At 59.9% G+C, this 25,484-nt stretch carries 23 protein-coding genes and 1 pseudogene; 6 read left to right on the top strand and 18 right to left on the bottom strand.

Translation table 11 applies throughout. The features are described 5' to 3' along the window. Positions 1-11 precede the first annotated feature (11 nt). From CFB40_RS21145 to CFB40_RS21135, 3 genes are all read left to right on the top strand, one after another. Entirely contained in the window at positions 12-1,586 is a 1,575-nt protein-coding gene (locus CFB40_RS21145) for a DHA2 family efflux MFS transporter permease subunit (RefSeq protein ID WP_089432303.1), read from the top strand. Positions 1,587-1,605: 19 nt separating this feature from the next. Next, positions 1,606-3,042: an efflux transporter outer membrane subunit gene (locus tag CFB40_RS21140; RefSeq protein ID WP_089432302.1), complete on the top strand. Its 1,437-nt coding sequence runs from the start codon at positions 1,606-1,608 to the stop codon at positions 3,040-3,042. 137 nt (positions 3,043-3,179) lie between these two features. Next, on the top strand, positions 3,180-4,553 hold the full coding sequence (locus CFB40_RS21135) for a PDDEXK-like family protein (RefSeq protein ID WP_089432301.1): 1,374 nt from the start codon (positions 3,180-3,182) through the stop codon (positions 4,551-4,553). Between the two features lie 279 nt (positions 4,554-4,832). Here the strand turns inward: CFB40_RS21135 and CFB40_RS38125 are convergent, their stop codons facing one another. The 4 genes from CFB40_RS38125 to CFB40_RS21120 form a co-directional block, all read right to left on the bottom strand. Continuing rightward, positions 4,833-5,261, bottom strand: coding sequence for a hypothetical protein (locus CFB40_RS38125; RefSeq protein WP_143329871.1), 429 nt, complete (start codon positions 5,259-5,261; stop codon positions 4,833-4,835). A gap of 327 nt (positions 5,262-5,588) precedes the next feature. Beyond that, positions 5,589-5,999 carry a hypothetical protein gene (locus CFB40_RS21130; RefSeq protein ID WP_089432300.1) on the bottom strand — a complete coding sequence of 137 codons (411 nt, stop codon included), beginning with the start codon at positions 5,997-5,999 and terminating at the stop codon, positions 5,589-5,591. 140 nt (positions 6,000-6,139) lie between these two features. Continuing rightward, on the bottom strand, positions 6,140-6,772 hold the full coding sequence (yfcF, locus tag CFB40_RS21125; RefSeq protein ID WP_089432299.1) for a glutathione transferase: 633 nt from the start codon (positions 6,770-6,772) through the stop codon (positions 6,140-6,142). Between the two features lie 142 nt (positions 6,773-6,914). Further along, a complete protein-coding gene (locus CFB40_RS21120) occupies positions 6,915-7,325 on the bottom strand; it encodes a TIGR02594 family protein (protein ID WP_089428115.1) in 411 nt (136 codons plus the stop codon). Positions 7,326-7,509: 184 nt separating this feature from the next. Here CFB40_RS21120 and CFB40_RS21115 point away from each other — a divergent pair, with 184 nt between their 5' ends. The 3 genes from CFB40_RS21115 (at position 7,510) to CFB40_RS21105 (ending at position 11,120) form a co-directional block, all read left to right on the top strand. Further along, a complete protein-coding gene (locus CFB40_RS21115) occupies positions 7,510-8,421 on the top strand; it encodes a LysR substrate-binding domain-containing protein (protein WP_089432298.1) in 912 nt (303 codons plus the stop codon). A gap of 128 nt (positions 8,422-8,549) precedes the next feature. Then, positions 8,550-9,866 carry an MFS transporter gene (locus tag CFB40_RS21110; protein ID WP_089432297.1) on the top strand — a complete coding sequence of 439 codons (1,317 nt, stop codon included), beginning with the start codon at positions 8,550-8,552 and terminating at the stop codon, positions 9,864-9,866. A 12-nt stretch (positions 9,867-9,878) separates the two neighbouring features. Further along, on the top strand, positions 9,879-11,120 hold the full coding sequence (locus CFB40_RS21105; protein WP_089432296.1) for a metal-dependent hydrolase family protein: 1,242 nt from the start codon (positions 9,879-9,881) through the stop codon (positions 11,118-11,120). Between the two features lie 208 nt (positions 11,121-11,328). On the opposite strand, the gene CFB40_RS21100 is transcribed toward CFB40_RS21105, so the two are convergent. The 14 genes and pseudogenes from CFB40_RS21100 to CFB40_RS21035 form a co-directional block, all read right to left on the bottom strand. Beyond that, a complete protein-coding gene (locus CFB40_RS21100) occupies positions 11,329-11,625 on the bottom strand; it encodes a hypothetical protein (RefSeq protein ID WP_089433264.1) in 297 nt (98 codons plus the stop codon). A 616-nt stretch (positions 11,626-12,241) separates the two neighbouring features. Then, positions 12,242-13,423: a hypothetical protein gene (locus CFB40_RS21095; protein WP_143329870.1), complete on the bottom strand. Its 1,182-nt coding sequence runs from the start codon at positions 13,421-13,423 to the stop codon at positions 12,242-12,244. Positions 13,424-13,521: 98 nt separating this feature from the next. Further along, positions 13,522-13,737, bottom strand: a pseudogene (locus CFB40_RS21090) (IS30 family transposase); the annotation flags it as partial. A gap of 208 nt (positions 13,738-13,945) precedes the next feature. After that, positions 13,946-14,677 carry a hypothetical protein gene (locus CFB40_RS21085; protein ID WP_089432294.1) on the bottom strand — a complete coding sequence of 244 codons (732 nt, stop codon included), beginning with the start codon at positions 14,675-14,677 and terminating at the stop codon, positions 13,946-13,948. Positions 14,678-14,717: 40 nt separating this feature from the next. Then, positions 14,718-15,503 (bottom strand): hypothetical protein, encoded by a 786-nt coding sequence (locus CFB40_RS21080; RefSeq protein ID WP_089432293.1) that lies wholly within the window; start codon positions 15,501-15,503, stop codon positions 14,718-14,720. Continuing rightward, positions 15,484-15,837: a hypothetical protein gene (locus CFB40_RS21075; protein WP_143329869.1), complete on the bottom strand. Its 354-nt coding sequence runs from the start codon at positions 15,835-15,837 to the stop codon at positions 15,484-15,486. Before CFB40_RS21075 ends, CFB40_RS21080 begins: the two co-directional genes overlap by 20 nt. Positions 15,838-16,055: 218 nt before the next feature. Next, positions 16,056-17,951 (bottom strand): DUF262 domain-containing protein, encoded by a 1,896-nt coding sequence (locus CFB40_RS38755; protein WP_179255295.1) that lies wholly within the window; start codon positions 17,949-17,951, stop codon positions 16,056-16,058. Positions 17,952-18,229: 278 nt separating this feature from the next. Further along, positions 18,230-18,685 (bottom strand): GNAT family N-acetyltransferase, encoded by a 456-nt coding sequence (locus CFB40_RS21065; RefSeq protein ID WP_089432291.1) that lies wholly within the window; start codon positions 18,683-18,685, stop codon positions 18,230-18,232. Positions 18,686-18,878: 193 nt separating this feature from the next. Next, positions 18,879-19,658 (bottom strand): hypothetical protein, encoded by a 780-nt coding sequence (locus tag CFB40_RS21060; protein ID WP_089432290.1) that lies wholly within the window; start codon positions 19,656-19,658, stop codon positions 18,879-18,881. A gap of 105 nt (positions 19,659-19,763) precedes the next feature. Beyond that, the gene (locus tag CFB40_RS21055; protein WP_089432289.1) at positions 19,764-21,626 is read right to left on the bottom strand and encodes a methyl-accepting chemotaxis protein; all 1,863 of its coding nucleotides are present in this window, start codon (positions 21,624-21,626) and stop codon (positions 19,764-19,766) included. A 169-nt stretch (positions 21,627-21,795) separates the two neighbouring features. Next, positions 21,796-22,476 (bottom strand): OmpA/MotB family protein, encoded by a 681-nt coding sequence (locus CFB40_RS21050; protein ID WP_089432288.1) that lies wholly within the window; start codon positions 22,474-22,476, stop codon positions 21,796-21,798. Between the two features lie 39 nt (positions 22,477-22,515). After that, entirely contained in the window at positions 22,516-23,280 is a 765-nt protein-coding gene (locus CFB40_RS21045; protein ID WP_089432287.1) for a flagellar motor protein, read from the bottom strand. A 13-nt stretch (positions 23,281-23,293) separates the two neighbouring features. Further along, entirely contained in the window at positions 23,294-24,535 is a 1,242-nt protein-coding gene (locus CFB40_RS21040) for a cyclic nucleotide-binding domain-containing protein (RefSeq protein WP_089432286.1), read from the bottom strand. 237 nt (positions 24,536-24,772) lie between these two features. After that, on the bottom strand, positions 24,773-25,438 hold the full coding sequence (locus CFB40_RS21035; RefSeq protein WP_089428127.1) for a glutathione S-transferase family protein: 666 nt from the start codon (positions 25,436-25,438) through the stop codon (positions 24,773-24,775). Between the last annotated feature and the right edge of the window lie 46 nt (positions 25,439-25,484).

The following is a 25,484-nucleotide window of genomic DNA, read 5'->3' as shown; positions in this document are numbered from 1 at the left end:
GGGAGACGACGATGACCACCGCGTTTTCCGGCGACCCGGCGTCGCAACCTACCAAACAGCGCGTGTTCGCCTTCGCGCTGATGTGCGTCGGCTTCTTCATGGCGACGCTCGACATCCAGATCGTCGCGTCGTCGCTGCGCGACATCGGCGGCGGACTTTCCGCCAGCCAGGACGAACTGTCGTGGGTGCAAACCGCCTACCTGATCGCCGAGATCATCGTGATCCCGATGTCGGGCTGGCTGTCGAAGGTGATGTCGACGCGCTGGCTGTTCGCCGCATCGGCGGTCGGCTTCACGATCACCAGCATGCTGTGCGGCGTCGCGTGGGACATCAACTCGATGATCCTGTTCCGCGGGCTGCAGGGTGCGCTCGGCGCCGCGATGATCCCGACCGTGTTCACCACCGCGTTCGTGCTGTTCCCCGGCAAGCAGCGGCTGATCGCATCGACGACCATCGGCGCGCTTGCCTCGCTCGCGCCGGCGATCGGCCCCGTGATCGGCGGCTGGATCACCGATCAATGGTCGTGGCACTGGCTGTTCTACCTGAACCTCGTGCCGGGCATCGCGGTGGCCGCACTCGTGCCGCGCTACGTGCACATCGACGAACCCGACCTCAGCCTCATCAAGCGCGGCGACTATCTCGGCATCGTGCTGATGTCGGGCTTCCTCGGCTGCCTCGAATACGTGCTGGAGGAAGGCCCGCGCAAGAACTGGTTCGGCGACGACGCGATCGTGATCTGCGCGTGGATCTCCGGCATCTGCGGCTTCCTGTTCATCGTGCATGCACTGACCGCGAAGGACCCGATCGTCGACCTGCGCGCGCTCGTCGTGCGCAACTTCGGAATCGGCAGCCTGCTGTCGTTCGTCACTGGCATCGGAATCTTCGTGACCGTGTTCCTGACGCCGCTGTTTCTGGCGCAGGTGCGCGCGTTCAGCTCGCTGCAGATCGGCATGGCGCTGCTGTCGGTCGGCGCGTTCCAGCTGATTGCGCTTTGTGCGTATGCGTTCGCCGCGCGCTACTTCAGCCTGCGCGCGCTGCTCGTGTTCGGGCTGATCTGTTTCGGGCTCGGCTGCTACCTGTACACGCCGATCACGCACGACTGGGGCTGGCGCGAACTGCTGCTGCCGCAGGCGCTGCGCGGCATCGGCCAGCAGTTCAGCGTGCCGCCGATCGTGACGATGGCGCTCGGCTCGCTGCCTCAGTCGCGCCTCAAATCGGCGAGCGGCCTGTTCAACCTGATGCGCAATCTCGGCGGGGCGATCGGCATCGCGGTGAGCGCGACGATGCTCAACGACCGGCTGAACTTTCATTACCTGCGCCTGAACGAGCACGTGAGCGCCGGCCAGCCGCAGATCGCGTCGCTGCTCGATCGGCAGGCCGCGTACTGGACGTCGGTGGCCGGCAACACGCTGGACACCGCGCAAGCCGGGCTCGCGAACCTGCATCACCTGATCTATCGCGAGGCGCTGACGCTCACCTATGCGGATGCGTACTACGCGCTGTCGCTGTGCTTCGTCGTCGCGCTGCTCGCGGTCGTCTTCTCCAAACCCATTTCCCTGAACGCGCCGCCGCCGGACGCGCACTGAGGTTGAGGTCATCACCATCATGAAAAAACTTCTCGTCGCCCTCGCCGTCAGCGCACTCGCCGCAGGTTGTGCGGTGCAGCCCGCGCAGCATCCGGCGCTTCAGGATTCGGTTCGAACACTCGCGCCGGAAGCATGGGACACCGATGTGCCGCGCGCGGACATCGACGCCGCCGCGTGGTGGGCGCAATTCCACGATCCCGCGCTCGACCGGCTGATCGCCACCGTGCTCGACGGCAACCTCGATCTGCAGGCCGCCGCCGAACGCGTGAAGCAGGCGCAGGCGCTGACCGTGCAGAAGCGCGCGGTGCTGCTGCCCGAACTCGACGCGACCGCGCATGCGGCCGACGCACGCCAGAACACGCCGCCGCCGCTCGGCTATGTGCGTCAGGCTGGCGCAGGGCTCGCGTTGAGCTGGTCGCCCGATGTGTTCGGCGGTGAACGGCTCGACCTGCTTGCCGCGCAAGCGGAACTCGTCGGGCAGAAGCATGCGGAAGATGCGATGCGGCTCGCACTCGCGGCCGATGCGGCTTCCGCGTATGTCGATCTGCGCTGGGCGCAGCAGGAATTGAAGATCCTGCAGGACAACGCGAAGATCCGCCAGCATGCGCTCGAACTCACGCGCAAGCGGCAGGCGTTCGGGCTGTCGACCGAGCTCGACGTCACGCGTGCGCAGAACCAGCTCGATGCGCTCGAAGCGCGGATTCCGCCGACGCAGGCGCAGATCGCGCATCAGCTCAATCTGATTGCGGTGTATTCGGGGAGGACGCCGGAGTCGGTTGATCGGCTCTTGCTGGTACAGGCCGGGGAGATTCCTGCGCCGCCGGTTGGCGCGCCGGGGACGCTGCCTTCGCAGGCGTTGCTGCGGCGGCCGGATGTGCTGACGGCGTATGCGCAGGTCGAGCGGCGGGCGGCGCAAGTCGGCGTGGCGAAGGCCGAACGGTATCCGAAGTTTTCGTTGAACCTGACGGACGGGATTCTGGCCGCTTCTTATCTCGGGTTGCCGACGTTGACCGATAACCTGTTCAGTGCGGCGTTGAGCGCGACGAGTCCGATTTTCAATGCGGGGCGGATTACGGCCGATATCTCGCAGAGCGAAAGCCGGATGCGCGAGTCGGAACTCGGGTTGCGGCAGACGATGCTGCAGGCGTTGCGGGAGGTCGAGGATGCGCGGGCGAATCTCGTCAGCTCCGATGAGGCGACGCGCAGGTTGGGTAGTGCGCTGGCTGCTTCGGACAAGGCGCTTGGGTTGGCGAATCAGCTTTATAAGGGTGGCGCGACGGATTTTCTGGATGTGCTGTCCGCGCAGGAGGCTTATTTGCGGGATTCGGATTCGCTGAATCAGGTCAAGCGCGAACATGCGCTGGCGGCGGTGGCGCTGTATCGGTCGCTTGGGGGTGGGTGGAGCAGGAATGACGCGGCGGGTGGGCCGCAGGTGGCGGCGGTGGCGAAGAACTGAGCGGTGTAAGTCTATACCTGCGTTCTCAGTCAGCGCCAGGTTGGCTCTGCGCTTGCTTGGACATCACTTCATCAAGGGCGGTGATCGGCCCACATCGGCCGCTCGTACTTTGTAAAGTCGGATGGCTGCTTCCAACAATGAACAATGATTCCGTAGCTCCGACGGATACAATAGTTGAGTTGCAAAAAACCAATGATCAACGGGGAATTCTGATGGATGATGCATTTCAGGAGTTTGTGGCAGATCCCAGGCTGCGAAAGGCCATGGAAGGATTAAAACGGTCAAACGATATTTTCAACATCATCGAACCGAACGAAAACCAACATTCCGAAATACTGAAATGGTTGTTTGATCCTCGAGAAGGACACGGTCAGGGTGACGGAATCTTGAAAGATTTCCTGACCGCTGCTTACGGGAACTCGTACGAAAACGTCCTATGCAACAAAGAATTCTTTGCTGTCTGGACGCCAGGCAGGATTGCCCGAACCGGCTTCCATTCGATGATCGCGATTCGAGAGTATGTGCTCCCGAGCAAGGCTCGGTTGGACCTGCTGATGATCGACCCTGTGAATCAACTCCTCGTTGTGGTTGAAAACAAGCACGGTGCACGGCTCGGCCCGGAGCAGCTTGAGACCTACTACAACGAGGTGGCGGTACTACGCGCCCGGCCCGCATTCAAAGGTTACAAGACAGCGCACATTGTCTTGGATCGGAACTATGGCGGCGCACGGGACGAGGATGACAATCGATCTGCACCGCGTAACCGGTGGGCATTTCTCGATTACCAATGGCTCGAGGCTGGCGCTGATCGCGCGGAGCTTCAGATCAAGCGAGGAAACCAATCTGCCGCGCTCGTGATTGCCTACTGCCAGAAGCAAACTGACTACGTTCCGCCGGAGCAGAAGGAGCTCGACGATACTCTCGCAGACGTGGCAATGGACTATAGGACGGTCATTGAAGACCTCGAGAAAGCACTAACTCTCGACGTCAGTGCGCTCACTCCGACGACGTTGGACGGTGACGTGGGTGAAAAGTGGATTTTCGCCCATCATTATCCGGAATTGATCGAGCGTCTTGGCTCAAACGCAAAGCTTTCGTTTATCGAAAGGCGCATCAAGGCCAATCTTCCGTATCGCAAGCTTTTAACAGACTACGGCAAGAAGATTATTTGGTTGTTTGACGAGGCGTGGGACCCACTTATCGGTGCGGATGCTGCGTCATGGCCCGTCTGCGTTGTCGCATGGGAAATGCGTGAATCTGTTCACGGACCAGACAATTATGCGGTAGGCATTCAGTATCGCCCGCTCAACCTCGAAGATGGTTACAGGGCAAAAGTCCAGGCCGCGCTTGAGGAGGAATTCCCGGAACTCAAGAAGGGGCGAAGATCAGCTTCGTTCAGAATGCTTGGCAAAGTAGCCAACCTGAGCGAGGCCGGGTTGCCGATCAAGGCTCAGGCCGTCTATGCACGTCTAAGAAGCGCGCTTGGGCCCGTGGTTGACGACCCAGTCTGAAGCAAGTTCAGCGTCCGGTTGTCCACAAGGGTGATCGGACGCAGAATTGGTCAAAAGCGCTTGGCTAAGGCATACCTCTGCGGAACCGCGCGTATCATCGGCAGTCGAATGCGAGCGACCGGTTCTCCAAAGCAGTCACACAAGCGTCCGATATCCGAGTGCGCCGAACGGCGGTTCATGGCCGAACCCGGCCGGTTAGTATCCGGTGGCGGCCGACTGGCGGATACCGCCCCTAAGCAGTCCTTGGTTTCACTTCAAAGCGGATTTCGCGAGGTGGTTTCACATGCAAAGAGACCGACTTTCTCCGAATGACGTTTGCACTCGCTTTGCGAATCCTTCAAAGAAAAACGGAATGTTGTCGCTGGCGTCTCCGGATAGACGGCCACGGACCTTATCCCAAGTGCCAAGCGCTGTATAGCTTTGCGGATTGCCAACTATAAGCACAGGCTGATTTCGTTCTTCGAGCCATGAATACGTACCGCCGAACCGTTGTCGACCGACTTCGAGGATGTAACAACCGAATCGTGTCACGATTCCCTCAACGGTTTCGGACGGAAGGTCGTCTCGGTACATGGAAGCCTCTGCAAGCATCTCTTCCACAATCTGTAGACTTCCCTCCGAAAAATCTAGCTTACCGTCGGCGCGCTCATTGAAGTCGACCTGAGCTTGCGCTGCGAGGCGTCGCACTTCCTGCTGGAGTTCACGCATATTTAATCGAAGTTGTGCGTTCAAAAGGATCCGTCTGGAATTGTCCGCAAGATTGACGCGAATGTCGACTGATCGTTCCTGGCCGAACCGAGTGAGACAATCTGACGCTGTCTGCTTGGTCTAGTCCAGACTTACACAACTGACCACCGGGGTGTGCAGGGTTGGTGGGTCACTGAATGGCCCCACTGCCCTCCACGATGCGACACCGTGCAAGAAAAAGTCACTCACTTCCTAACATCGCGTACAACAAAGTACAGGTCTTTGGTTTTCACGTTCAGCAAGTACCCGCCGTGAACATTCTGATACGCCCCGCTTCGCCCGAGTCCGTCAAAAATTGAAGCTCACGCATAGATAGCGCTGACGGCCAACCGTTGCCATGCTCCACTCGGCCAGCGCGGGATTGAATGCAGTCGGCTTGATTCCACTGTTATTTCCAACGGGTATCGCTGTGGACAATCGGTAGAGCTTGCCAGCGTAGATCAGCGCCTGCGTCGACTTTCCTTCGGCGTAGCCGACGTCGACACCCTCATGTTTGACGACGTAACTGACGTTGAAACCGTCTGCGTAGTCGTCCTCTTGCGACACTTCGTGCGTGTCGATGCGCTTGATCGCAACGGACGGGGAGACAGGCTGCGCCATCAGGCAGCTTTTCACCAGCCCGTCACCCGGAGGCGCCGCCCATCCGATACCGGATACGGCCATGACCGAGACTGCGCCCGACAAACCGACTTTCTTCATCGATATTAGTTCTCACGCCGATTCGGCGGATTACATGAAGTCGCGCAGACATACCGCTTCTCGATGCGTGCCGGAGCGACTGATCTAGACGCATCGGCGTGCGGCGCAGACGCCCGCGCCGCCGTCCCCTGCCCCGCGAATTACAGCGGCGGCCGCTTCAGCTTCACCCAGCGCTGCACCGACGGCCGCTCCCACTGCGACCGCGCATAGTCGGCAAGACGCTGCGGCACCGGATCGTCGTTCAGCACCAGACGGTTCAGCATCACCGCCAAATCGACATCGGCAATGCTCCACTCGCCGAACAGGTTCGCCGCACCCGGTGCGAGCAGCTTGTCGGCAGCCGCGAACAGCTTCTGAGCGGCAGCCTGCGCCAGACTCGACAGCGGCTCGCTCGACGGCCCGTAAAACAGCACTTCGGTCGACCGCTCCGTCCGAACCGGCATCAGGTCGCTGCGCAGCCACGCCTGCACCTGCCGCGCCCGTGCACGCTGGCGCGGCTCGACCGGATAGAGCCGCGTGCCCGGGAATATCTCATCGAGATACTCGGTAATCGCCGACGATTCCGACAGCGCGAAATCGTCGTGCACGAGCGTCGGCACGCGTTGCGTCAGCGAGGTCGCCGCGTAGTCGGGCGCGAAATGCGCGCGGTTGCCGAGATCGACGGTGACCAGTTCGTACGGCAGCGCCTTTTCCTCGAGCGCAACGAAGACCGACATCGCGTATGGGCTCGTGTATTGCGTATCCGCGTAGAGGCGGAGATGACCGTTTTGCACTGCTGGCTCCTTGTGGGTGCGGAGGTCGGTGGCTGTACATCGGTGCGCCGACGGGCTCCGGGTGGGTCGATGCGGTGCGTGACAGGTTAGCAGCGGCCGGTTACGCGGCGCTTGTGGTTTTGTATGGGCTGTTGCTGCGTCGTCACGCGGCGTCGGGCCAGCGGTAGCCGATCACCTCGTTCAACGGGTACGCGAGTTCGCGTACTTCTTCCAGCTGATTGCCGCCGAAGAGATATACCTGTTCGTCGTCGTGGCGCAGGTAGAACCCGACATGCCCTTTCCAGCTCGCGGGATCGTCGCGGGTCAGGATCGCAATGCACCCGTAGACGGGGCGTTCCAACGGCCTCCCCCATTCGAGCCACGAACGCGCAAGCGCGGAGCCCGTGCCACGAATGCCGGCGTGCGTCATGCACCAGTTCACGAAGGACGAGCACCAGGAAATCTTGTCGTCGTAACCGACCAGGTTCGTCTGGTTGTTGTACTCGACGATGCGCGGGTTGATGCTGCCCGGCGGGTGGCGGCGGATGCCGAGTTCCGCCATCGCGACGGGCATCCACGGCGGATGGGCGGCGTCCGGTTTGCTCTCAGGGTTGAATAGGGTCACGTCGTTCTCGGGCGAGTGTGTTGTGCGGTCAATCTTCGCATGAATACGGCGACTGGCGGCACCCTGCTTCCTTGTGATTTCCTTTCGATCCGCTCGTATCATATCGGCAACCTCCTCGACCTCCCAAGCTGCCATGCGCATCACGCCCCTGCCGCCCCTTCAGTGCCTCATCGCGTTCGAAGCCGCCGTGCGGCATGCGAGCTTCACGCGTGCGGCCGCCGAGCTGCACCTGACCCAAAGCGCGATCAGCCGCCAGATCCAGCAGCTCGAGGAATTCCTCGGCCGCTCGCTGTTCGTGCGCGAGCATCGTTCACTGCGGCTGACGATCGCCGGCGAGCAATACGCAGCGCAGGTGCACCATCTCCTCACGCAATGCGCGGAAGCCACGCACGATGTGATGAAGCCCTACGGCGATCTCGAACTGACGATTGCGTGCTCGTCCGGTGTGGCGTTGCTGTGGCTCACGCCACGCCTGCCCGAGTTTCGCGCCAACTATCCGGACATCAAGCTGCGGCTGATCGTGCGCGACGGGCTCGCGTCGATGTCGCCGGCCGAGTTCGACGTGGGCGTGTACTACGTGCGTCAGCAGGCGCCCGCCGAATACACCGCGCGCCGCCTGTTCGACGAGGAAGTGTTTCCCGTCTGCGCGCCAGGTTACCTGGCCGGCCGCACGCTCGCCGCGGCCGACCTCGCGAACGAGACGCTGCTGCGTCTCGAGGACGGGCAGCGTCAGTGGATGTCGTGGTCCGAATGGTTCGACCAGAACGACATCGATCGGCAGAAGGCACGGCCCCAGGACATCACCATCAACTCGTATCCGCAGATCGTGCAGATGACGATTCTCGGCCAGGGCGTGTCGCTCGGCTGGCGCTACATGATCGACGCCTGCATCGAGGCCGGGCTGCTCGTGCGCGTGACCGACGCATCCGCGAGCCACGGTGGCGGCTACTACGTGATCTCGCCCAACGACCGCGCGCAGAACCACGCCGCGCGCCTGTTCACACGCTGGCTGTTCGAACAGGCGGAGAAACAGACCGCGTCCTGATCGCGATGCATGCGCCCAGCGCATGCGTGCATGCAAATCTTTCGTTTCAGAAAAAATTCGCGCTGTCCTTAGCATGGGTTCACGCGGGGCAGCCGTCCCGTCTTCTGATTCCGATAGAGGAAGAGACCATGCAAGGAACGCTTTCCCCGCGCGCCGCGCCTGCCGTCGATGCGGCAGTGCAGCAGCGCCGCCGCGCCATCGTCGCGACCGTGATCGGCAATGGTCTCGAATGGTTCGATTTCACCGTCTACAGCTTCTTCGCGGTCATCATCGCGAAACTGTTCTTTCCGACCGGCAACGAACTGACGTCCGTGCTGCTGACCGTCGCGACGTTCGGCGTCGGCTTCTTCATGCGGCCCGTCGGCGGCATCGTGCTCGGCATCTACGCCGACAAGGTCGGGCGCAAGGCCGCGCTGTCGCTCACCATCCTCATGATGGCCGCCGGCACCGCGCTCATCGGCCTCGCGCCGACCTACGAACAGGCTGGTATCGCCGCGCCGCTGCTGATCGTCGTCGCGCGGCTGCTGCAGGGTTTCTCGGCCGGCGGCGAGATGGGCGGCGCCACCGCGTTCCTCACCGAATACGCGCCACCGGAGAAGCGCGCGTACTACTCGAGCTGGATCCAGTCGAGCATCGGCTTCGCGGTGCTGCTCGGCGCCGCGACCGGCACCTTCGTCACGACGTCGCTCGACACGCAGGCGCTGCATAGCTGGGGCTGGCGGCTGCCGTTCCTGCTCGGGATCATCGTCGGGCCCGTCGGCTACTACATCCGCAGCCATATCGACGAGACACCCGCATTCAGCGCCGTCGAAGCGCAGGCGAAAGAAAGCTCGCCGCTGAAGGAAGTGCTGTCCACCTACCCGCGCGAGACGTTCGCGAGCTTTTCGATGGTCATTCTGTGGACCGTCTGCACCTACGTGCTGCTCTTCTACATGCCGACGTATTCCGTGCGCACGCTGAACCTGCCGCAATCGACCGGTTTCGCGGCCGGCATGGTCGGCGGGCTGATGATCATGTGCTGCTCGCCGATCGTCGGCCGGCTCGCCGACGTGTGGGGACGGCGCGTGTTCCTGTCCGGATCGGCGCTCGCCATCTTCGTGCTCGCGTGGCCGATGTTCGCGTGGATCAACCATGCGCCCGGGTTCACGACGCTGATCGTGTTCCAGGCCGTGTTCGGCGTGCTGATCGCGACCTACACGGGGCCGATCCTCGCGGCGTTCGCCGAACTGTTCCCGACCAAGGTGCTGTCGACCGGGCTGTCCGTCGCCTACAACTTCGCGGTCACGATCTTCGGCGGCTTCGCGCCGTTCCTGATCACGTGGCTCATCGCCCGCACCGGCAGCAACATGGCGCCTGCTTTCTACGTGACGCTCGCGGCGGCCGTCAGTTTCGTCGGCACGCGCTTCGTGAAGGACGCCAAGCGGGCCGCTTCCGTCAATCGATAAGGATCCCTCTCCATGACCATTACCGTGCTTCAAGGCGGCAACGTACTCGATCTCGAACGGGGCGTGCTGCTCGAACATCATCATGTCGTGATCGACGGCGAACGGATTGTCGAAGTCACCGATCGGCCGGTGGATTTTCCGAATGCTCAGGTGATCGACGTGCGCGGCAAGACCGTGATGCCGGGGTTCATCGATTGCCATGTACATGTGCTGGCTTCGAATGCGAATCTTGGTGTGAATGCGACGCAGCCGAACATTCTTGCCGCGATTCGGTCGTTGCCGATTCTCGATGCGATGTTGTCGCGTGGGTTCACCAGCGTGCGTGATGCTGGGGGCGCGGACTGGAGCTTGATGCAGGCAGTCGAAACCGGGCTGGTGTCAGGGCCGCGGATTTTTCCGTCGGGCAAGGCGTTGTCGCAGACTGGCGGGCATGGGGACTTTCGGCCTCGCGGAGATTTGCTGGAGCCCTGCTCGTGCTGTTTCAGGACGGGCGCGATTGCGCGGGTGGTGGACGGGGTCGAAGGTGTGCGGCTTGCCGTGCGTGAAGAAATTCAGAAAGGCGCGACGCAGATCAAGATCATGGCGTCCGGTGGTGTGGCTTCGCCGACTGACCCGATTGCGAACACGCAGTATTCGGAGGACGAGATTCGGGCCATCGTGGATGAGGCCGAGGCCGCTAATACTTATGTGATGGCGCATGCGTATACGGGGCGGGCGATTGCTCGGGCGGTGCGCTGTGGGGTTCGGACGATCGAGCACGGGAATCTTGTGGATGAGGCTGCGGCGAAGTTGATGCATGAGCATGGCGCGTTTGTGGTGCCCACGCTTGTCACTTATGACGCGCTTGCCAAGCACGGTGCGGAGTTCGGGATGCCGCCGGATTCAGTGGCAAAGGTGGCTTCCGTTCAGCAGAAAGGACGCGAATCGCTGGAAATCTATGCGAACGCCGGCGTGAAGATGGGGTTCGGGTCGGATCTGCTCGGGGAAATGCATGCGTTTCAAAGCGGTGAGTTTCGGATTCGGGCGGAGGTGCTAGGGAATCTGGAAGCGCTCAGGTCGGCGACGACTGTGGCGGCGGAGATCGTCAATATGCAGGGGCAGCTTGGGGTGGTTGCGGTGGGGGCGCTCGCCGACCTCGTCGTGCTGGATGGGAATCCGCTTGAAGATATCGGAGTCGTGGCCGATGAAGGCGCGCGGGTCGAGTATGTGTTGCAGCGCGGGGCGCTTGTGAAGCGGCAAGCCGGCGGGCGTTGATTTGATGATTTGACGCCATTCGGCTGTTTCGGCAGGCGCCGTGTCGCCTCACGGACCTTGCGGTCGTGACAGTTGTTGAAGGTGGCTGGAGGTGTGAGTCGCCGCGTTTGCGGCAATGGCCGGGGCGGTGTCGCCCCGGCAGTCAGTCGCATTCGGGAACCGCCTGCATTCCACTCGCTAGGGCCGCATCAAGCGGCCCTTGCAGGCGTTATAGCGTCGACGGTCCACGGTCGGGATCGTGGTATGGCTGCTCTCGCAACGCCAACTGGCTGTAATCCGGCGTGATCGTGATCTGCCGGGTCGCGTAGTTGGCGTCCACGTATACGCGGTCGCCAGGCTTGAATCCGAAGATCTTGAAATCAATGTCGATCGCCTTCATCCACGGCAGATACGGCCAGCCTCGCTTGGGAAGGTCCGGGTAGTTGCGCAGGACCAGCTCAAACGTCTTTTGCATGTTGACCGGTTTGTTCTTTCTACGACGTGGCTTAGTATTGGCGTCAGCCATTTCCGACTCCTGTGACGAGTTGGTGGTGGTCAGCGGGTCGTATGGGTTGCCGCCCATGCGGCCCGCGCTTCTTTGATGCCTTGGGTTTCCCCTTCTTTCTCCCCCTTCGCTACGTCTTGTTGGGCAAGACGACTTTCGTTCGACCATCGGTGCGAAGGGGACTGCGTTCTACTTCCGATGGCGAGAAGCAAGGCTTCAAGACCAGTGTAGTCGGGATGGCATCTCAGAAATGGGGGATTGTCGGAGATTGGCCGTTTGGTATAGGGAGGTGCATGCCCCTGCCTGATGTTCCCCGTCTGTGATTTGGAGGATTTATGCCCTACGAATCGCAAAGGCCGATCGCCCCCGAACCATTTCAAATTCGGGAAATACCTCGACCGGTTGAATCCACCACTCAAAGCAGCCGCTCAGCGGAAGGCGGGGTGCGTTGGGCTGTCGGTTAAAACGTACCCATCGGAATGGGCGCGTGCGAAAAGCCCTGCAACGTCGGCAGGAGCTTCCCTAATTTGACGAGCTGTTTCATGGACCGCTATACCAAACTGTCTCAAGCTGCTGCTGTGCGGCGACCCGCTGGTGAGCCTGAAATGGGCAGTCTATCATCGGCCCGCGTGGCGCTTCAGGCCTCCCACGGTCCAGTGTTATTAGGGTGATTGTTTGGCAGCGCTTGAGCTTCCTTTTCGTCAATGACGATTGCTCCATTGATAAGGTAGACATCGATCTCCTCCCTATTAGCAAGCTGCGAGAGAAAGTCAAAGTTCCCCAACTTGGTATCAAGCAGGTCATTGAGTTGCACCTCGATCTCGGCAACCGTCTGTACCTGCTGAGTGAGCGCCTCCTCCAAACCCATAAGAGTCCAATTCTCCAAGGCGAAGCCGGTTTTAAATTGGGTGATCCATTGCTCTAACCTCTTAGCCCCTCCCTTGTGCGCCTCAATTCTCCTGTCAAAAACTTTGTGGATTGCGTCTTTCACTCGGATGACCGACTGCTTGCTGCGCTCAATGTTACTCGGCGAGTAATTTCCGCTCAGAATAATCTGGCAAATTTTCCCAGCAACAAATCGCTCATAAGCGGCAAAGACATCGTGTCGCATCATCTGACGTAGGAATTCAGCCGGCTGATATTTATATTTCTGCCCGCTCGAATTGGTGCCGTCCACCCACTCCCAGACGAAGGTACCGTACGGCACGGGACTAGCTTGGCTCTCCCTAGTCAGTTCCTCCCGCATTACGATCAAGAGCTCAAGGCACTCATCCGTGTTGGTCACCATACGGGCCAGATTCAAACGCATCATGTCTTGGTCCATCTCAGGGATGCTCTCAAAGCAGTCTAAGATGACCTCGGAGATTCGCTCAAGCCTTGCGTGATCGCCAATGATCTGGCGATTTCGAATGTCCACACACACGTTGGAGATGTAGTCAAGGTGATTCTGAATCGCACCGAACATCCCTATCGTCAGCAGCATGGTCAGCAAATTCGATTCAGCTGGAACATCAATGCGCTCAAGCCCTGCTACGGCTACAATCCGGCCCTTCTGAATGACGCTAGTTGTTTTCAGACCGCACAGGTCACCCGAGCCAATGGTCATCAGGCTCTTTGGCGAGCCGCGCTCAAAAACAATGCGATAGAAATCCTCACTGGCTGAGCCTCCAGTGCTTTTGAGGAAGTAGCTGCTCACCTCTCGGGCCCAAGGCGCATTCGAGTAGTAAACTGGCTTCTTAATAAGGCACCGCAGTTGAGGAATGCGCTCAAATAAGACTTTAATGTTCTTTTCCCACTCTTTCAGCTTTCTCTCTTCCACGGGCAGCTCCTCCAAAAATGGATAGTTTACTTAACGAGGATGGCAAGATCATTGATAATTAACATTTACCGACATAATTCATGAAGTTGGTTTCGGATTCAACCCGTCGACGCAACGAATTGATGAAAGCGCTCATCCGGTGTCTCGAAGTCTAGTGTCGAGCGCCCCGCAACGGCGTTGAGCTTGGCCTGCGAATAGGCCGAGAGGTCGATCCCCTTTGAGAAATATTGTCTGAGGAGCCCATTTGTTTTCTCGTTCGAGCCAGGTCGCCGCGGGCTCTGCGGATCACAATAATTGACGTTGATGTCGCGGGCTCGGCGCGCGGCCATCATCAGTGTTTCGCCCAGCATCGCTAGGGGGCAGGGACGCACGTCGGTGCCCGGCACGCCGTAGTGGGTGCGCAGCATCGTCTCGCTGGACCTTTCCAGGTATGCGCGGTACTGCGCGAAGTGCGCGGGTGTCAGGTGCAGCTGCGGCCGGGACCACTGGTTCCAAATCTCAATGGCCCGCCGATTCCAGCGCCTAGCCCGACTCAGGGGCAACCTTTGGACATTCGCGCCGCAACCGAGCCTTCAGATCGGGAATCAGTTCTACCTTCCCGTGTGTGCGCACGTACTCTTGTTTGCGCCTATCGAATTCACGCTGTAGGCGCTGAAAGCAGTCGGTTGATAGGGTCGACGCCTGCACCTTGATCGTTGTGCGAATCTGGTTCGCCAAGACGCAGGCACTGAGCCCGTAGAGGATTGCACGTTGACTGTCCAGTCGATACGCGTCGACTATGTCGAGCCAGTCCTCCTTGACGCCCGCATGGATCCACGCGTCGCTCTCCGCGAGCGCCAACAGCAGTTCGTGGCATTCCGAGTAAATTCGGACCGGCACCGCCGACCAATCCTCGACGATCGACATGTCGAAATTCAGTGGGATCCACGGGTGACGCTCCTCAGGTGTATCCCCTTCCTGTTCCGCGTACCAATCCATAACTCGAGCTTCGCACCCGTCGAGATAGCCAGCCGCCTGCTTCGCGAATGCTTCGAGCATAAGCGCGACCTTCAACTGAGCGGGGGCACGGTCTTCGGCGAGCTTCACCTTCTCATCGCGCCGGGCCGTATGTTCGCCCCAAAGTTTGAAGGCGCCGTTAACCAGTGCACTGACCACGGCGCTCGAAAGCACAAGTGTCCACCCGTTCACCGCTGGCAGTTGCGCCGCAGTTGTCGCGACTTGGGATGCCACAATTGCTACTTCGGACGCTGCCATAGAGATCGTTCTACCCCATGCTATCCATTGGAGTTAATCGTCAAGCCTGCTCTGGCGGATTCGACACTGAGGCCGGTGCGCCGACGCCAGATATCATCGTGCCCAGCAGGTGTTCCAAGGCCGGTGCGAGCACAGAACACAGGTTGGTTTGCTGTCGAAGGTGGACATGGTACCCGTCCAGCTTTGCAATTTCGAAATGTCCCCCGAGGTTAAAGACGCCGGGTTGATCAAGTGCTGCGCGATGGGCGATTGCAACTCGCCCGCAGTGGCTGAACGGATGAAAGAATTTTTGTGCTGCTTGCAGGGACGCAATACCCTCCGGGTTGATGCCGAGCGCTTCGGCATTCAACGCCAGTTGGTCGACCGCCCGTTGCCCCTGCACAAGCCGATCGTCCGCCCAGACCAATTCCCAGTAACGCCCCCGCAGGTCGCCTTGCCTAGGCCGTTCGACGATGACCAATTCATCTTCGGTAGAGCACAAGATCGCCATAGCAACACCCTCGATCGCCTGCCGCATCACGTTGCCGCTCGGCATCAGCTTGCCAGTTAACAACAGCTTGGTGGACACCATGACGTCGTCGAGCACGCCGAGCAGGAACGCGCACATGATGTCGATGCGCGGTGACCGGAGGCGAACCGCTACCTCGTGGATCGGTGGCATGCGCTGGAAGCACGAGGCGATGGCTTCGGCCAACTGGGCAAGTTCCGATTCGAGAGCTCCAGCGAACTCATCCCGCACACGCTGATCGTTGTCGAGCAGTTCGTGCAGGACCGCCTCCGGGTTGGTCAGGTCAGGCTGTGCAAGATTAATTTCCGGCGGCGTCATGCTCAGTCGCCGTCGAGGCGACCTCCCAGTAGAGCGCGGGTCTATCCTCCGTCAACGCGAGGGCGGCCTCATCCGACAGCCCCCCGCGGAGCACGTTGCCCTTTGCATCCCGCTCACCATCGAACACAAAGAACTCGCGGGTTTCGGAGCCCTCTGCCGTCTGGCGGGTGAGCGACTTGCGTTCATGCGAGGCCGTAATCGAAGGAACGTTCGTGAAATGACTGGACCGGCAAGTGAAGCCGACCGCGACACCAATGGCTCGGAAAGCGTCGCCAGCGGGCAGCGGTCCGCCGACGCACAGGCACTGCTCGTTGTCGTTCGTGGTTTCGCTCATGCTGATGCTCTCCAGAATGAGTAATTGAGGCTCGCGTAGCACGCACCGTATTGATCGCCACGGAAACCGTAGCGGCAACTATCCAGGCGCTTGGACGGCGCCGGATAAGTGACCGCTTTCGCGCTTCTGCGACCATTCCCCGGTTTGCCTGCCCACGCGCCTCACATTTCATCGGGGCGCAAATTCTACTCGCCAGCAAAAAACTTGCAGGTAAGCAATCAGAGAAGGCGCTCGAGATTCTCCTTCGACCAAATCCTGCCGGCTAAGGCCAGGTAAAATTCCACGCGCCTCTTCAGAGCCGTAGCATCAGCGTACGGCTCAGCTTGGCAAGTGATTCCAGTCTCCGTGGAGAAGCGAGTCCAATTCGGTTGATTCAAATAGAACTGAGCCGTAAGCGTTTGGGCCAAGATATTCTCATTGGTGTAGCGCTGAAGTTTCTCAGTATACGCCATTGCGCGCATCGACCGGTTTCGTCCACGCGGCAAGAGAACAAGCCCTCCAATTCCATTCCGGGCGGAGTTGAACTCAGACAAGGTTCCGAATGGTTGCCCGCCAGCTTTCGAAATATCAGAATTCGCCGCCGTCATATCATTGGCAATCATATGTTCAACATCGAACGTACGCGAATCTCGCGTTCGATCAACAAAATCGGCAAATCCAACCTTACTAGTTTGATCCACTTCCTTTTCGAGATGATCCGCAATCCGCGCCAAAATATGGAGCAAATCCTGACGTTTAACACTGTCATATGATACATCGGCCAGCGCCTCTAGCTTATCTCGCTCGGAGTCTATTCTCGCCACGAGCTTTTCTCGCAAGTCCCGCGAGTCTAGATCGCGCACTTCCTTTGTTACATCAAAGATTAAATCTCTAATGTTGTCGTAGGTATTTTCCTTTCCATTTAGTATCCGAACAACCGCAAGATAGTCCAAAAAATATGAAACGGCCCTAATTTTCTTTGTTGCCTCTGAGCTTGTATCGGTCGCCTTTACTGAACTAATTATGACCATTGCCTGAAGAGTCAAATCGCGCGCACCATTATAAAAAACGTGCGGTAAATTTTCTTGCAAAGAGATTTCGCATCGTTTTATTCGACAATAAAGATCAACAAAATACGGCAGAGTACCTGTGAGCAAATTCGAAAAATCGTCGCTGGTCTTCAGGCCGATCAGCTCCTTGTTATCCATCACCCACCGGTGATAGCTGTCACCAACTAACTCAAAGTCTGCCGGCGCGTCTCCGCGTTTCTTCCCGCGTATGGTGATGGCGTACTTTGCTCGAATCCACGTCTTGAAAAAATTCGAATCTTCGTCACTTCCCAGCGCCTTGAGCTTTTGGATACACTCTGTCCACTTCGCGTGAGCAGCGTGGTTCTCCTCATCCGTCGCGATGCTCGACAACAGAAAGCCCTTCAGCAAGTCAATTGGACTTAGCTTCAACCCCCTGTCATTCATCGTAACGAAAACTTTGTGACCGTCCTGTTCGCGAGGTACGCCTATTTCAAACATGCAGACGCATTCGGTCAAAAAATCAAAAAAATGAGGAAGAAGATTGTTTGATGTAATTTCCGCTTCCAAGCAATTTTCGATTTCTTGATAAAGAACCCACAGCCGCTCGGTACCCGCGTCTTTGCCTTCAATCGAGTCAACTGCCGCGGCCAAATCATCTTGATCTTGAGGCCCGTCAACCACGAGATCAAACAGTCGATGACGCGGTGGATCCATATCAAGATTGAATTCGCTTTGCCCGGCAACTTTCCGGCGGATCGTTTGATCAACGGGAGAGAATTGCGCCTCAGGGTATCTCAGTGAAAGCCTATGTAGATAAGAAAGCAACAAAGTTAACGTCGTTATCCGCTGCTGGCCATCTACGATCGCCTTACCACCTTGGGCAACTTGCGTTGTAATTATCGTACCCAGGAAATACTGGTCATAACCCAATATATCTTTACGTCCGTGCTGAGGCTTCCATTGTTGAAGAAATGCTTCTTGCACGTCCGCCAGTAGCTCCTGAAGATGCTTCGGCTCCCACTTATAATCGCGCTGATAAGTCGGAAGAACGAATTTCTGCTGCAAACAAGTGTTAACGGTCTTTCGATCGAATGTAATTTGCACCTTTATACCCCGAGAATATGTTGTTTTCGTCCATCAATCGCGCAGATTGTACGCTCATTCTGGCCTATCGTAGCGGTTACGCGCCGCCAAACTTCGGCTCCACCTAACGATTAGACTGCGATATCTTGTTTGGCTTTTCAAGCCGACACCCTCTTCTAAGGTTTCAGTGGACGTCGGAATGACAAACGAGCCGAGCCGTCGAATGTCGCCTAGTGGCCGAAACCGGACCACCAGCTGGACATCACTAGACGCCATTTCGAGTTCGCACGAGCCGGCTCTCAGGACGCGATGTGTTTCTGCATGAAAACACTCAACGGATCGTCCGTGTAATCACCAAACGGTCCCCGACGCTGGTATCCGGCCGACGCATACAAAGCCAGCGCCTCAGGTTGATAGGGGCCAGTCTCAAGCCTGATCACCTTGCAACCCGAGTCGACTGCTCGTACTTCAAGCATAGTCATAAGCTTCCTCGCGACACTCTTCCCGCGGCCGGGCGGGCTGACGTACATCCGCTTCAATTCGCCGAATTCGGAGTTGAGGACAATCGCCCCGCACCCGATCGCCTGCCCTTCACTGTCCCGCGCAACGGCGAACAGCACATTGGATTGTTTGAGCGACGCGATATCCAAAGCGTGCCGGCTCTCAGGCGGGTACAGGGTGTCCTGGTACGCATCCAGATCGGCGATGAGGGCGATCACGTCGGGCTGGTCGGGAGACTCGAAGGCGATAGTCATAGCTGACGAAGCTGGGCAAAAAGGAAAATTGAAGTCCGCGGCGACGAAGCAGTGCTCGACATCGATGACGATCCGGTCTTCAGACTCTGATTCTCAGCGATGTGTCAAATGCTGTCGAACCTCTCAAAATTGCGGGCAAATCCGGTCACCTCGTGATATCGCCCGAATCACCAACCATCAAGACAATTGCATCCTATTGAACAACCGCATCGACCATCGCCTGCGCTTCCGACACAAACCGCGAATAGCGCCGCTGTTTGGGTATTTGCTGCGCGTAACAGGCTCGCCGCTGTTCCTCGGCCACGTGCCCCGCGCTGCAAGCGACAATCGTCGGCAACGTCGCATCCCGCCACATGAGATAAACCCGCGCGCCCTGCCTGACCGACACCACCAACGTATTCGGCCCATCCGGCATCCCGTCCTGGCTGTCACCCAGCAGCAATGCCTTCACGACCGCATCAGCCGGTTTCCGCTTCACCGGCAATTCGGCAAACCGAAACTCCGCAGCGTCGCCGCCGAGCACGTCGGTGTAAAACGTCTCGTTATCGAAGATAACGGCAACATCGTCCGTAGACTTGATCCCCGCATCCGCCGTCGCCACCCACGCCTTCAAAAGCGGAACCGTCGTCACAACCAGATTCACTTTCCCGTCATTCGACTTCAAGCGCAGTCCATCCGGCCCGGGCGTCATCCCGTTGTCGATGACGAGGGTCTCCACGGTACTCCCCGCCTTCGAGGAAAACCCTCTCGTCCCGACAAGCTTAACCAACCGCGCATTCACCTCAGCGGTGTATTTCTTGTCCAGATCCGCCTGATCTTCCATCCGCGCCGCTGTAATGGTGTCGACGGCTTTCTTCCGATAGGCAAGATAAGAATCGGTAGGCGACGCAATCACCTTCGCCCCCACCGCAGCCATCACCGCGACGAGCACCGCCGCCCCCACCCCGATCTTCCATTTGGAAATGCGTTTCATTTTTATAACCGCTACCGAATCCCGCGCCGACATGCAAAAACGGCTGCCGTGAAATCACGACAGCCGTCCCACAGAAACGCCTTATTCTAAATCGCGAATCAGACTTTAATCATCCACCTTGAAAGCCGACACCAGCCGGGTCAATTCCGCCGCCTGCTGCTTCAAGCTCGCCGCAGCCGCCGCGCTTTCCTCGACCAAAGCCGCATTCTGCTGCGTCATCTGATCGAGCGACTGCACCGCATCTCCGATCTGATCGATCCCGGCACTCTGCTCCAGGCTCGCTTCAGCGATCTCGCTCATCATCGCGCTCACACCCTGCACTTGTGACACGACATCGCGCATCACCTTCCCGGCCTCACTCACCAGCCGCGACCCGGTATTCACCGTCCCCGCGCTATGCTCGATCAACCCCTTGATCTCCTTCGCCGCCTGCGCGCTGCGCTGCGCCAGATTCCGCACCTCAGAAGCCACCACTGCAAACCCGCGCCCCTGCTCCCCGGCCCGCGCCGCTTCCACAGCCGCATTCAAAGCAAGAATGTTCGTCTGAAACGAAATACTATCGATCATCACGATGATCTCGGAGATCCGCTGCGACGCGTCGCTGATCTCCTGCATCGTCGTCACGACTTCACCCACCACCTGCCCGCCGCGCGCCGCCGTATCGGCGGCACCGTTGATCATCTTCGCGGCCGTCGTCGCCGTTTCGGTGTTGTTCCGCACCACCGCCGTGATCTCTTCCATCGACGAAGCCGTGCGCTCCAGGTTGCTCGACTGCCCTTCGGTGCGCTCGCTGAGGTCCGCATTCCCCGTCGCAATCTGCGCCGACCCGGTCGCAATCGACGACGAAGCCGCGCGAATGCTGTGCACTAACGTCGACAGCGACGACACGAACCGGTTGAATGCATCCGACAACTGCCCGATCTCGTCCTGGCTCTCGACCGTCATGCGGCGCGTGAGGTCACCCTGACCGCTGGCGATCTCCGACAGCAGCGTTGCCGCGCGACGAATCGGCGCGGCAATCGCACGCCCCACGAGCCAGATCACAAGCAGCGCAACACCCAGCCCCACCACCGCCGCAACCAGCGCCGCGCTGCGAATCGCACGCGTCACCGGCCCGAGCAGCTCAGCCTGCGGCACCTCGACAACGACATACACATTCAACTCCGGAATAAACGACGTCGCGATGAAACGCGCACCTCCATCACCGTTGTAGCTCAGGTACGCATACGGCTGCCCAGCCAGCAGCGTCGACGAAGCATCCCCCGGCAACCCCTGCTGATCCTTCATGAAGTGCTTGCCGTCGATCAGCGCCGTATCGCGATGCATCATGATCGCGCCGTCGGGACGCACGAGATACGCGAACCCGGTCTCGCCAAGCCGGTACGCAGCAATACCCTTCGCGAGCGCATCGACGGACAAGCTCATACAGGCCGCACCAATCGGCACACCATCAAGTTCAACACGGCTGTTGATGAACATCATGTAACCACCGACCGTCACCTCGCGGTCCATGTTCACGTCGAACGCCTTGCCGGACGACAGGAAGCCGGTCAGCCACTGGTCCTTGTCGGTCACCTTCCGCTGCAGGCCGGATTCGTTGTAGTAGTTGCCGCTCTTCACGGACACCCACTGCACCGACGCGGCCTTCTGCTCGTCCTTCACGTTCTTCGCGAGCTGGATCCAGTTGCGTGTGCCGGCGTCGGGTTCGCCGTCGGCTTCCCATTGCAGCAGGAACGCATCGCGCGCGAGAATCCGCGACGCGGCGATCGGCCCGGCCATCTGCCGCTGCACGTCGGCGCGAATACCGTTCACGGCCGTCGGCAGCTCTTCGCGCACGACGCGATCGCGCACCGCGTTGCCGATCAGGCGGATGCTGAGTCCGCTAGAAATCGCGACGAACACGAGCAGGCAACTCGTCATGCTGAGAATCAGCTTGTTCTGTATGGAAAGCTTGCGCCAGAAATGCATGGGGAACCCTCGATAACCGCTCGGTCTGAGCCAGTTTGGGTTATCGGCATGCAAGCGCAGAACCGCATCGCTGATCTCACATGTTCATCATGCGAGATTCGTTATATTGTTGTCAGGCGGACATATGCGGCCGCTTATAGATGCGCGAACAACGAAAATTCAGCGCGAATCAATATGCAACGAAGATCGTGACACGCCGGTTGCGCGCCCGCGCGGACGCATCGTCCCCCGCGACGAGCGGCTGCGTATCGGCCCGCCCGATCGCCGCGAGCCGGTGCGGGGCGACGCCGCGCTCGGTCAGGTAGCGCACGACGCTCCCCGCGCGCGCCGACGACAGCTCCCAGTTCGATTCGTATTTCGCGTTCGCGATCGGCACGCTGTCGGTGTGCCCTTCGACGAGAATGTCGCCGGTCGCGTGATCGCTTAGCGCCCGCGCGATCTGGTTCAGCACGGGCGACGAATCGGGCAGCAGGCGCGCATCGCCGACATTGAACAGGATCTTCGCGTCGATACCGATCTCGACGCCATGCGGCGCTTTCACGAGCGAGATCCGGCCGTTCGACTTCAACGATTCGAGCAACGCGAGCCAGGGCGGCGAGTGCTCAGGCGTCACGGCAGCGGTAGCAGCAGTTGATGCACTCGCCGCACTTTCAGCATGCCGCGCGAGCGTCTGGTATCGCGCATCGAGCGCGTTGTATTTCGCGAGCTGGAGCACGTACAACGCGAGAAACAGCACCATCAGCGTCGTGATGAGATCCGCGTACGAAATCAGCCAGCGGCCGGATTGCGCGCCTTCGAGTTCGTCGTCGTCGCGATCGGCAGCGGATGCACCATCAGTTCGAGCAGTCATGCGATTGGCATTCCGGGTTCGTCGTACGGCACACGCACATCACGCAAGCGATTCGACCGCGCGCCCGCGCACGTCGCCGGTCAGGCGCGTCTCGATCGTATGCGGCGATTCCTTGCGTGAGATCGCGAGCAAGCCGTCGAGATACAGCTTACGAAACCGCAGCTCGCTGTCGATCTGCGCGCGCAGCTTGCCGTAAAGCGGCAGGAACACGAGGTTCGCGAATGCCAGCCCGTACAGCGTCGCAATGAACGCGACCGCGATGCCCGGCCCGAGCTGTGCCGGTTCGAGCATATGGCTCGTCACCTGCACGAGCCCGAGCACCGACCCGAGAATGCCGAACGTCGGCGCATACCCGCCGGCCTGCTGCCACACGCGTGCGGCAGCGAGGCGGCTGCGTTCGTAGGCGTCGAGTTCGCGCTGCAACGCATCTTCAAGCACGGCGGTCGACACACCGTTCGCCAGCAGTTCGAGCCCCCGGCGCGCGAACGGATGGATGCCGCTCACGTCCATCGACTCGAACGCGAGCAGCCCGTCGAGCTTCGCGCGGTCGCCCCATTCGAGCAGGTCGGACAGGTTCTTGCGATCGACCTCGCGCGCCCGCACGAACGCGAGCCGCAATTGCTTCACCGCGTCGAAGAAGCGCGCCCAGGTGTTCTGGATCATCACCGCGCCGAGCGTGCCGCCGAGCACGATGACAAGCGCCTCGAACTGGAACAGCATCGAGAAATGCCCGCCTTCCAGCGCGAAACCGAACACGATCGCCGCACCACCCAACAGCACACCGACCAGGGTCAACAGGTCCATGCGTGCCTCCTCGTCATGCGTCCGATGCCGATGCGACAGGCACCGTGCCCGCCGCCGGCGCCTTCGCCGCGCGCACGGCATCCAGCACGCGTTGCTCGATGTCCTCGATCTCGACCGGATCGAGCTTGAGCTCGCGGCGCATCACCCACGACACCTCGTTGCGCCGCGCCTCGGTCATCACGGAGAACAGCTTGTCGGCCACCGCGCGATCGTCGAGATTCGCGATCAGCTTCGCGAGATCGTAGGTATCGAACGCGCTGATGACGTCGAACAGCGTGCGCTGGTCGATCGACACGAGATCCTCCAGCGCGCGCACCTCTCCACGTCGCGCGTTGCGTCGCGAGAAGTACGTCACGCCCTTCTGTTCGACGTAACTGAGCACCTTCGATTTGCGGAACGCGAACAACTCGTCTGCGATCTCGCCGTTCGACAGTTTGTTGAGCAGCATCGTCTTCTCGACACCGATCAGCGCTTCGAGATCGGCCAGTTCGATGAGTTCGAGTTCGCTGTTGATCGACAGGTCGAGATCGTGATCGGCCACCTGCTGCGCGCGATCGATCACGCGCGCGGCGTCGAACGTGACGACCTGGCGCGCATCCGACGACGCCGCGTAGTCGACCGCCCCGCCCGCATGATCCGCCTGCGCCGCTTCGATCGTGACGAGATTGAGCTTCTCCATGCGTCGCAGCATCGCGAGCACGTGCGGCCGCGAATGGCCGGCAATCGCGCGGCATTTACGGATCACTTCGGCGAGCGGCACCGAGGTTTCGGCCGCATGGGCCTGCATCGGCCGGCGCGCCCACGTGTCGCCGCCATCGCGCGCTTCGGCGCCCGCCATCAACGACAGCACATGCGCATACGACAGCACGCCCGGCATGAAGTCGGCATGGGTGTAGGTGGCGAGTTGGTCGTCCTTGCGCTTCACGCGGCGGATCATCGTTCGCACGATGTGACGCAGCAGCGCCGATACACGCTCGATTTCCTCGTCGAGCATGCCGGCCGGCACGACCGTCAGCTGACAGAATGAAAGTGCCTTCGCGGTATGAGCACGCGGCTCGGCTGCGAGCAGCGCCGATTCACCGAAGAACTCGCCGCGGCCGAGTGTCGCGACGACGACGCGCTTGTCCTCGCATCGCGTCGACAGCTCGACCTTGCCGTCGGTGATCAAGAAGATGACGGGCTCGCCCGCAAAACCCTCGGAGTAAATGATTTCCCCGGGCGCCGCTGTACGCGTCCACGATTGCTGACGATTCACGTCGATTCCCCTGCTGCGCTGATTTTTTCGGACTGCGCGTCACACGTCGAAAGCATGTGATCGCGAGTCATCCCCGTGACTCGTTTACGTCAGCGGGCTCAACATCCTTTAGGGAATTCGTCCTCGTTTCGAACCGAAATCAAGGTAAAACGTTTGCGAGTCGCGCCGCCACAGCGGAAAGTTCATTTCGATGCCTGCGCGTGTAGTGCAATTGAAAGCGCCGGGCGAACCCGCGCGTCAGAACTCCATGTCGAGTTCGTCGATGTCTTCGTGCTCCGCCTTCGCCGCATCGATCCATTCCGTCACGAACGGATGCGCGAGCACCTGCATGCAGTACTCGGCGATATCGGGTTCCAGTTTCACGTCGTAGGTCAGGAAGCGCGTGACGACCGGCGCATACATCGCGTCGGCGATGCCGATCTCCGCGCCGAACAGCCAGGGGCCGCCGTACGCGGCCAGGCACTCGCGCCAGATCGTCACGATCCGCTCGATGTCGTGCTGCGCACGCGACCAGATGCGGAAGCCGGGGAAATGCGCGCGCAGGTTCATCGGCAACGCGGAGCGCAACGCGCTGAAACCGGAATGCATCTCGCCGCAGATCGACCGGCAATGCGCGCGGGCTCGCCGGTCTTCAGGCAGCAGCCGCGCCTGCGGCCGGATTTCATTCAGGTATTCGGCGATCGCGAGCGTGTCCCACACCGTATTGCCGTCGTGGGTGAGGCACGGCACGAGAATCGACGGCGACAGCAACAGCAACTCCGCGCGCGACGCGGCGTCGATCGGTACGCTGACCGTCTCGAACACGAGGCCGCTCAGCTTCGCGAGCAGCCAGCCGCGCATCGACCACGACGAGTAATTGCGGCTGCTGATGGTCAGCGTCGTCTGTCTTCCGGTGACGTCCATGTCGTTCCCCTGTTCAAAACCGTTCGTGCCCCTGCACCGAAAACAG

Source organism: Burkholderia sp. AU31652, assembly GCF_002223155.1.
Classification (GTDB): domain Bacteria; phylum Pseudomonadota; class Gammaproteobacteria; order Burkholderiales; family Burkholderiaceae; genus Burkholderia.
This window is presented reverse-complemented; position numbering and strand designations above follow the sequence as displayed.

Excerpts from the sequence above, each read along its gene's own strand:
- CFB40_RS21145 (WP_089432303.1), top strand. The coding sequence starts at position 12 with ATGACCACCGCGTTTTCCGGCGACCCGGCGTCGCAACCTACCAAACAG.
- CFB40_RS21140 (WP_089432302.1), top strand. The coding sequence starts at position 1,606 with ATGAAAAAACTTCTCGTCGCCCTCGCCGTCAGCGCACTCGCCGCAGGT.
- CFB40_RS21135 (WP_089432301.1), top strand. The coding sequence starts at position 3,180 with ATGAACAATGATTCCGTAGCTCCGACGGATACAATAGTTGAGTTGCAA.
- CFB40_RS38125 (WP_143329871.1), bottom strand. The coding sequence starts at position 5,261 with ATGCGTGAACTCCAGCAGGAAGTGCGACGCCTCGCAGCGCAAGCTCAG.
- CFB40_RS21130 (WP_089432300.1), bottom strand. The coding sequence starts at position 5,999 with ATGAAGAAAGTCGGTTTGTCGGGCGCAGTCTCGGTCATGGCCGTATCC.
- CFB40_RS21120 (WP_089428115.1), bottom strand. The coding sequence starts at position 7,325 with ATGCCCGTCGCGATGGCGGAACTCGGCATCCGCCGCCACCCGCCGGGC.
- CFB40_RS21115 (WP_089432298.1), top strand. The coding sequence starts at position 7,510 with ATGCGCATCACGCCCCTGCCGCCCCTTCAGTGCCTCATCGCGTTCGAA.
- CFB40_RS21110 (WP_089432297.1), top strand. The coding sequence starts at position 8,550 with ATGCAAGGAACGCTTTCCCCGCGCGCCGCGCCTGCCGTCGATGCGGCA.
- CFB40_RS21105 (WP_089432296.1), top strand. The coding sequence starts at position 9,879 with ATGACCATTACCGTGCTTCAAGGCGGCAACGTACTCGATCTCGAACGG.
- CFB40_RS21100 (WP_089433264.1), bottom strand. The coding sequence starts at position 11,625 with ATGGCTGACGCCAATACTAAGCCACGTCGTAGAAAGAACAAACCGGTC.
- CFB40_RS21085 (WP_089432294.1), bottom strand. The coding sequence starts at position 14,677 with ATGGCAGCGTCCGAAGTAGCAATTGTGGCATCCCAAGTCGCGACAACT.
- CFB40_RS21080 (WP_089432293.1), bottom strand. The coding sequence starts at position 15,503 with ATGACGCCGCCGGAAATTAATCTTGCACAGCCTGACCTGACCAACCCG.
- CFB40_RS21075 (WP_143329869.1), bottom strand. The coding sequence starts at position 15,837 with ATGAGCGAAACCACGAACGACAACGAGCAGTGCCTGTGCGTCGGCGGA.
- CFB40_RS21065 (WP_089432291.1), bottom strand. The coding sequence starts at position 18,685 with ATGACTATCGCCTTCGAGTCTCCCGACCAGCCCGACGTGATCGCCCTC.
- CFB40_RS21060 (WP_089432290.1), bottom strand. The coding sequence starts at position 19,658 with ATGAAACGCATTTCCAAATGGAAGATCGGGGTGGGGGCGGCGGTGCTC.
- CFB40_RS21055 (WP_089432289.1), bottom strand. The coding sequence starts at position 21,626 with ATGCATTTCTGGCGCAAGCTTTCCATACAGAACAAGCTGATTCTCAGC.
- CFB40_RS21050 (WP_089432288.1), bottom strand. The coding sequence starts at position 22,476 with ATGACTGCTCGAACTGATGGTGCATCCGCTGCCGATCGCGACGACGAC.
- CFB40_RS21045 (WP_089432287.1), bottom strand. The coding sequence starts at position 23,280 with ATGGACCTGTTGACCCTGGTCGGTGTGCTGTTGGGTGGTGCGGCGATC.
- CFB40_RS21035 (WP_089428127.1), bottom strand. The coding sequence starts at position 25,438 with ATGGACGTCACCGGAAGACAGACGACGCTGACCATCAGCAGCCGCAAT.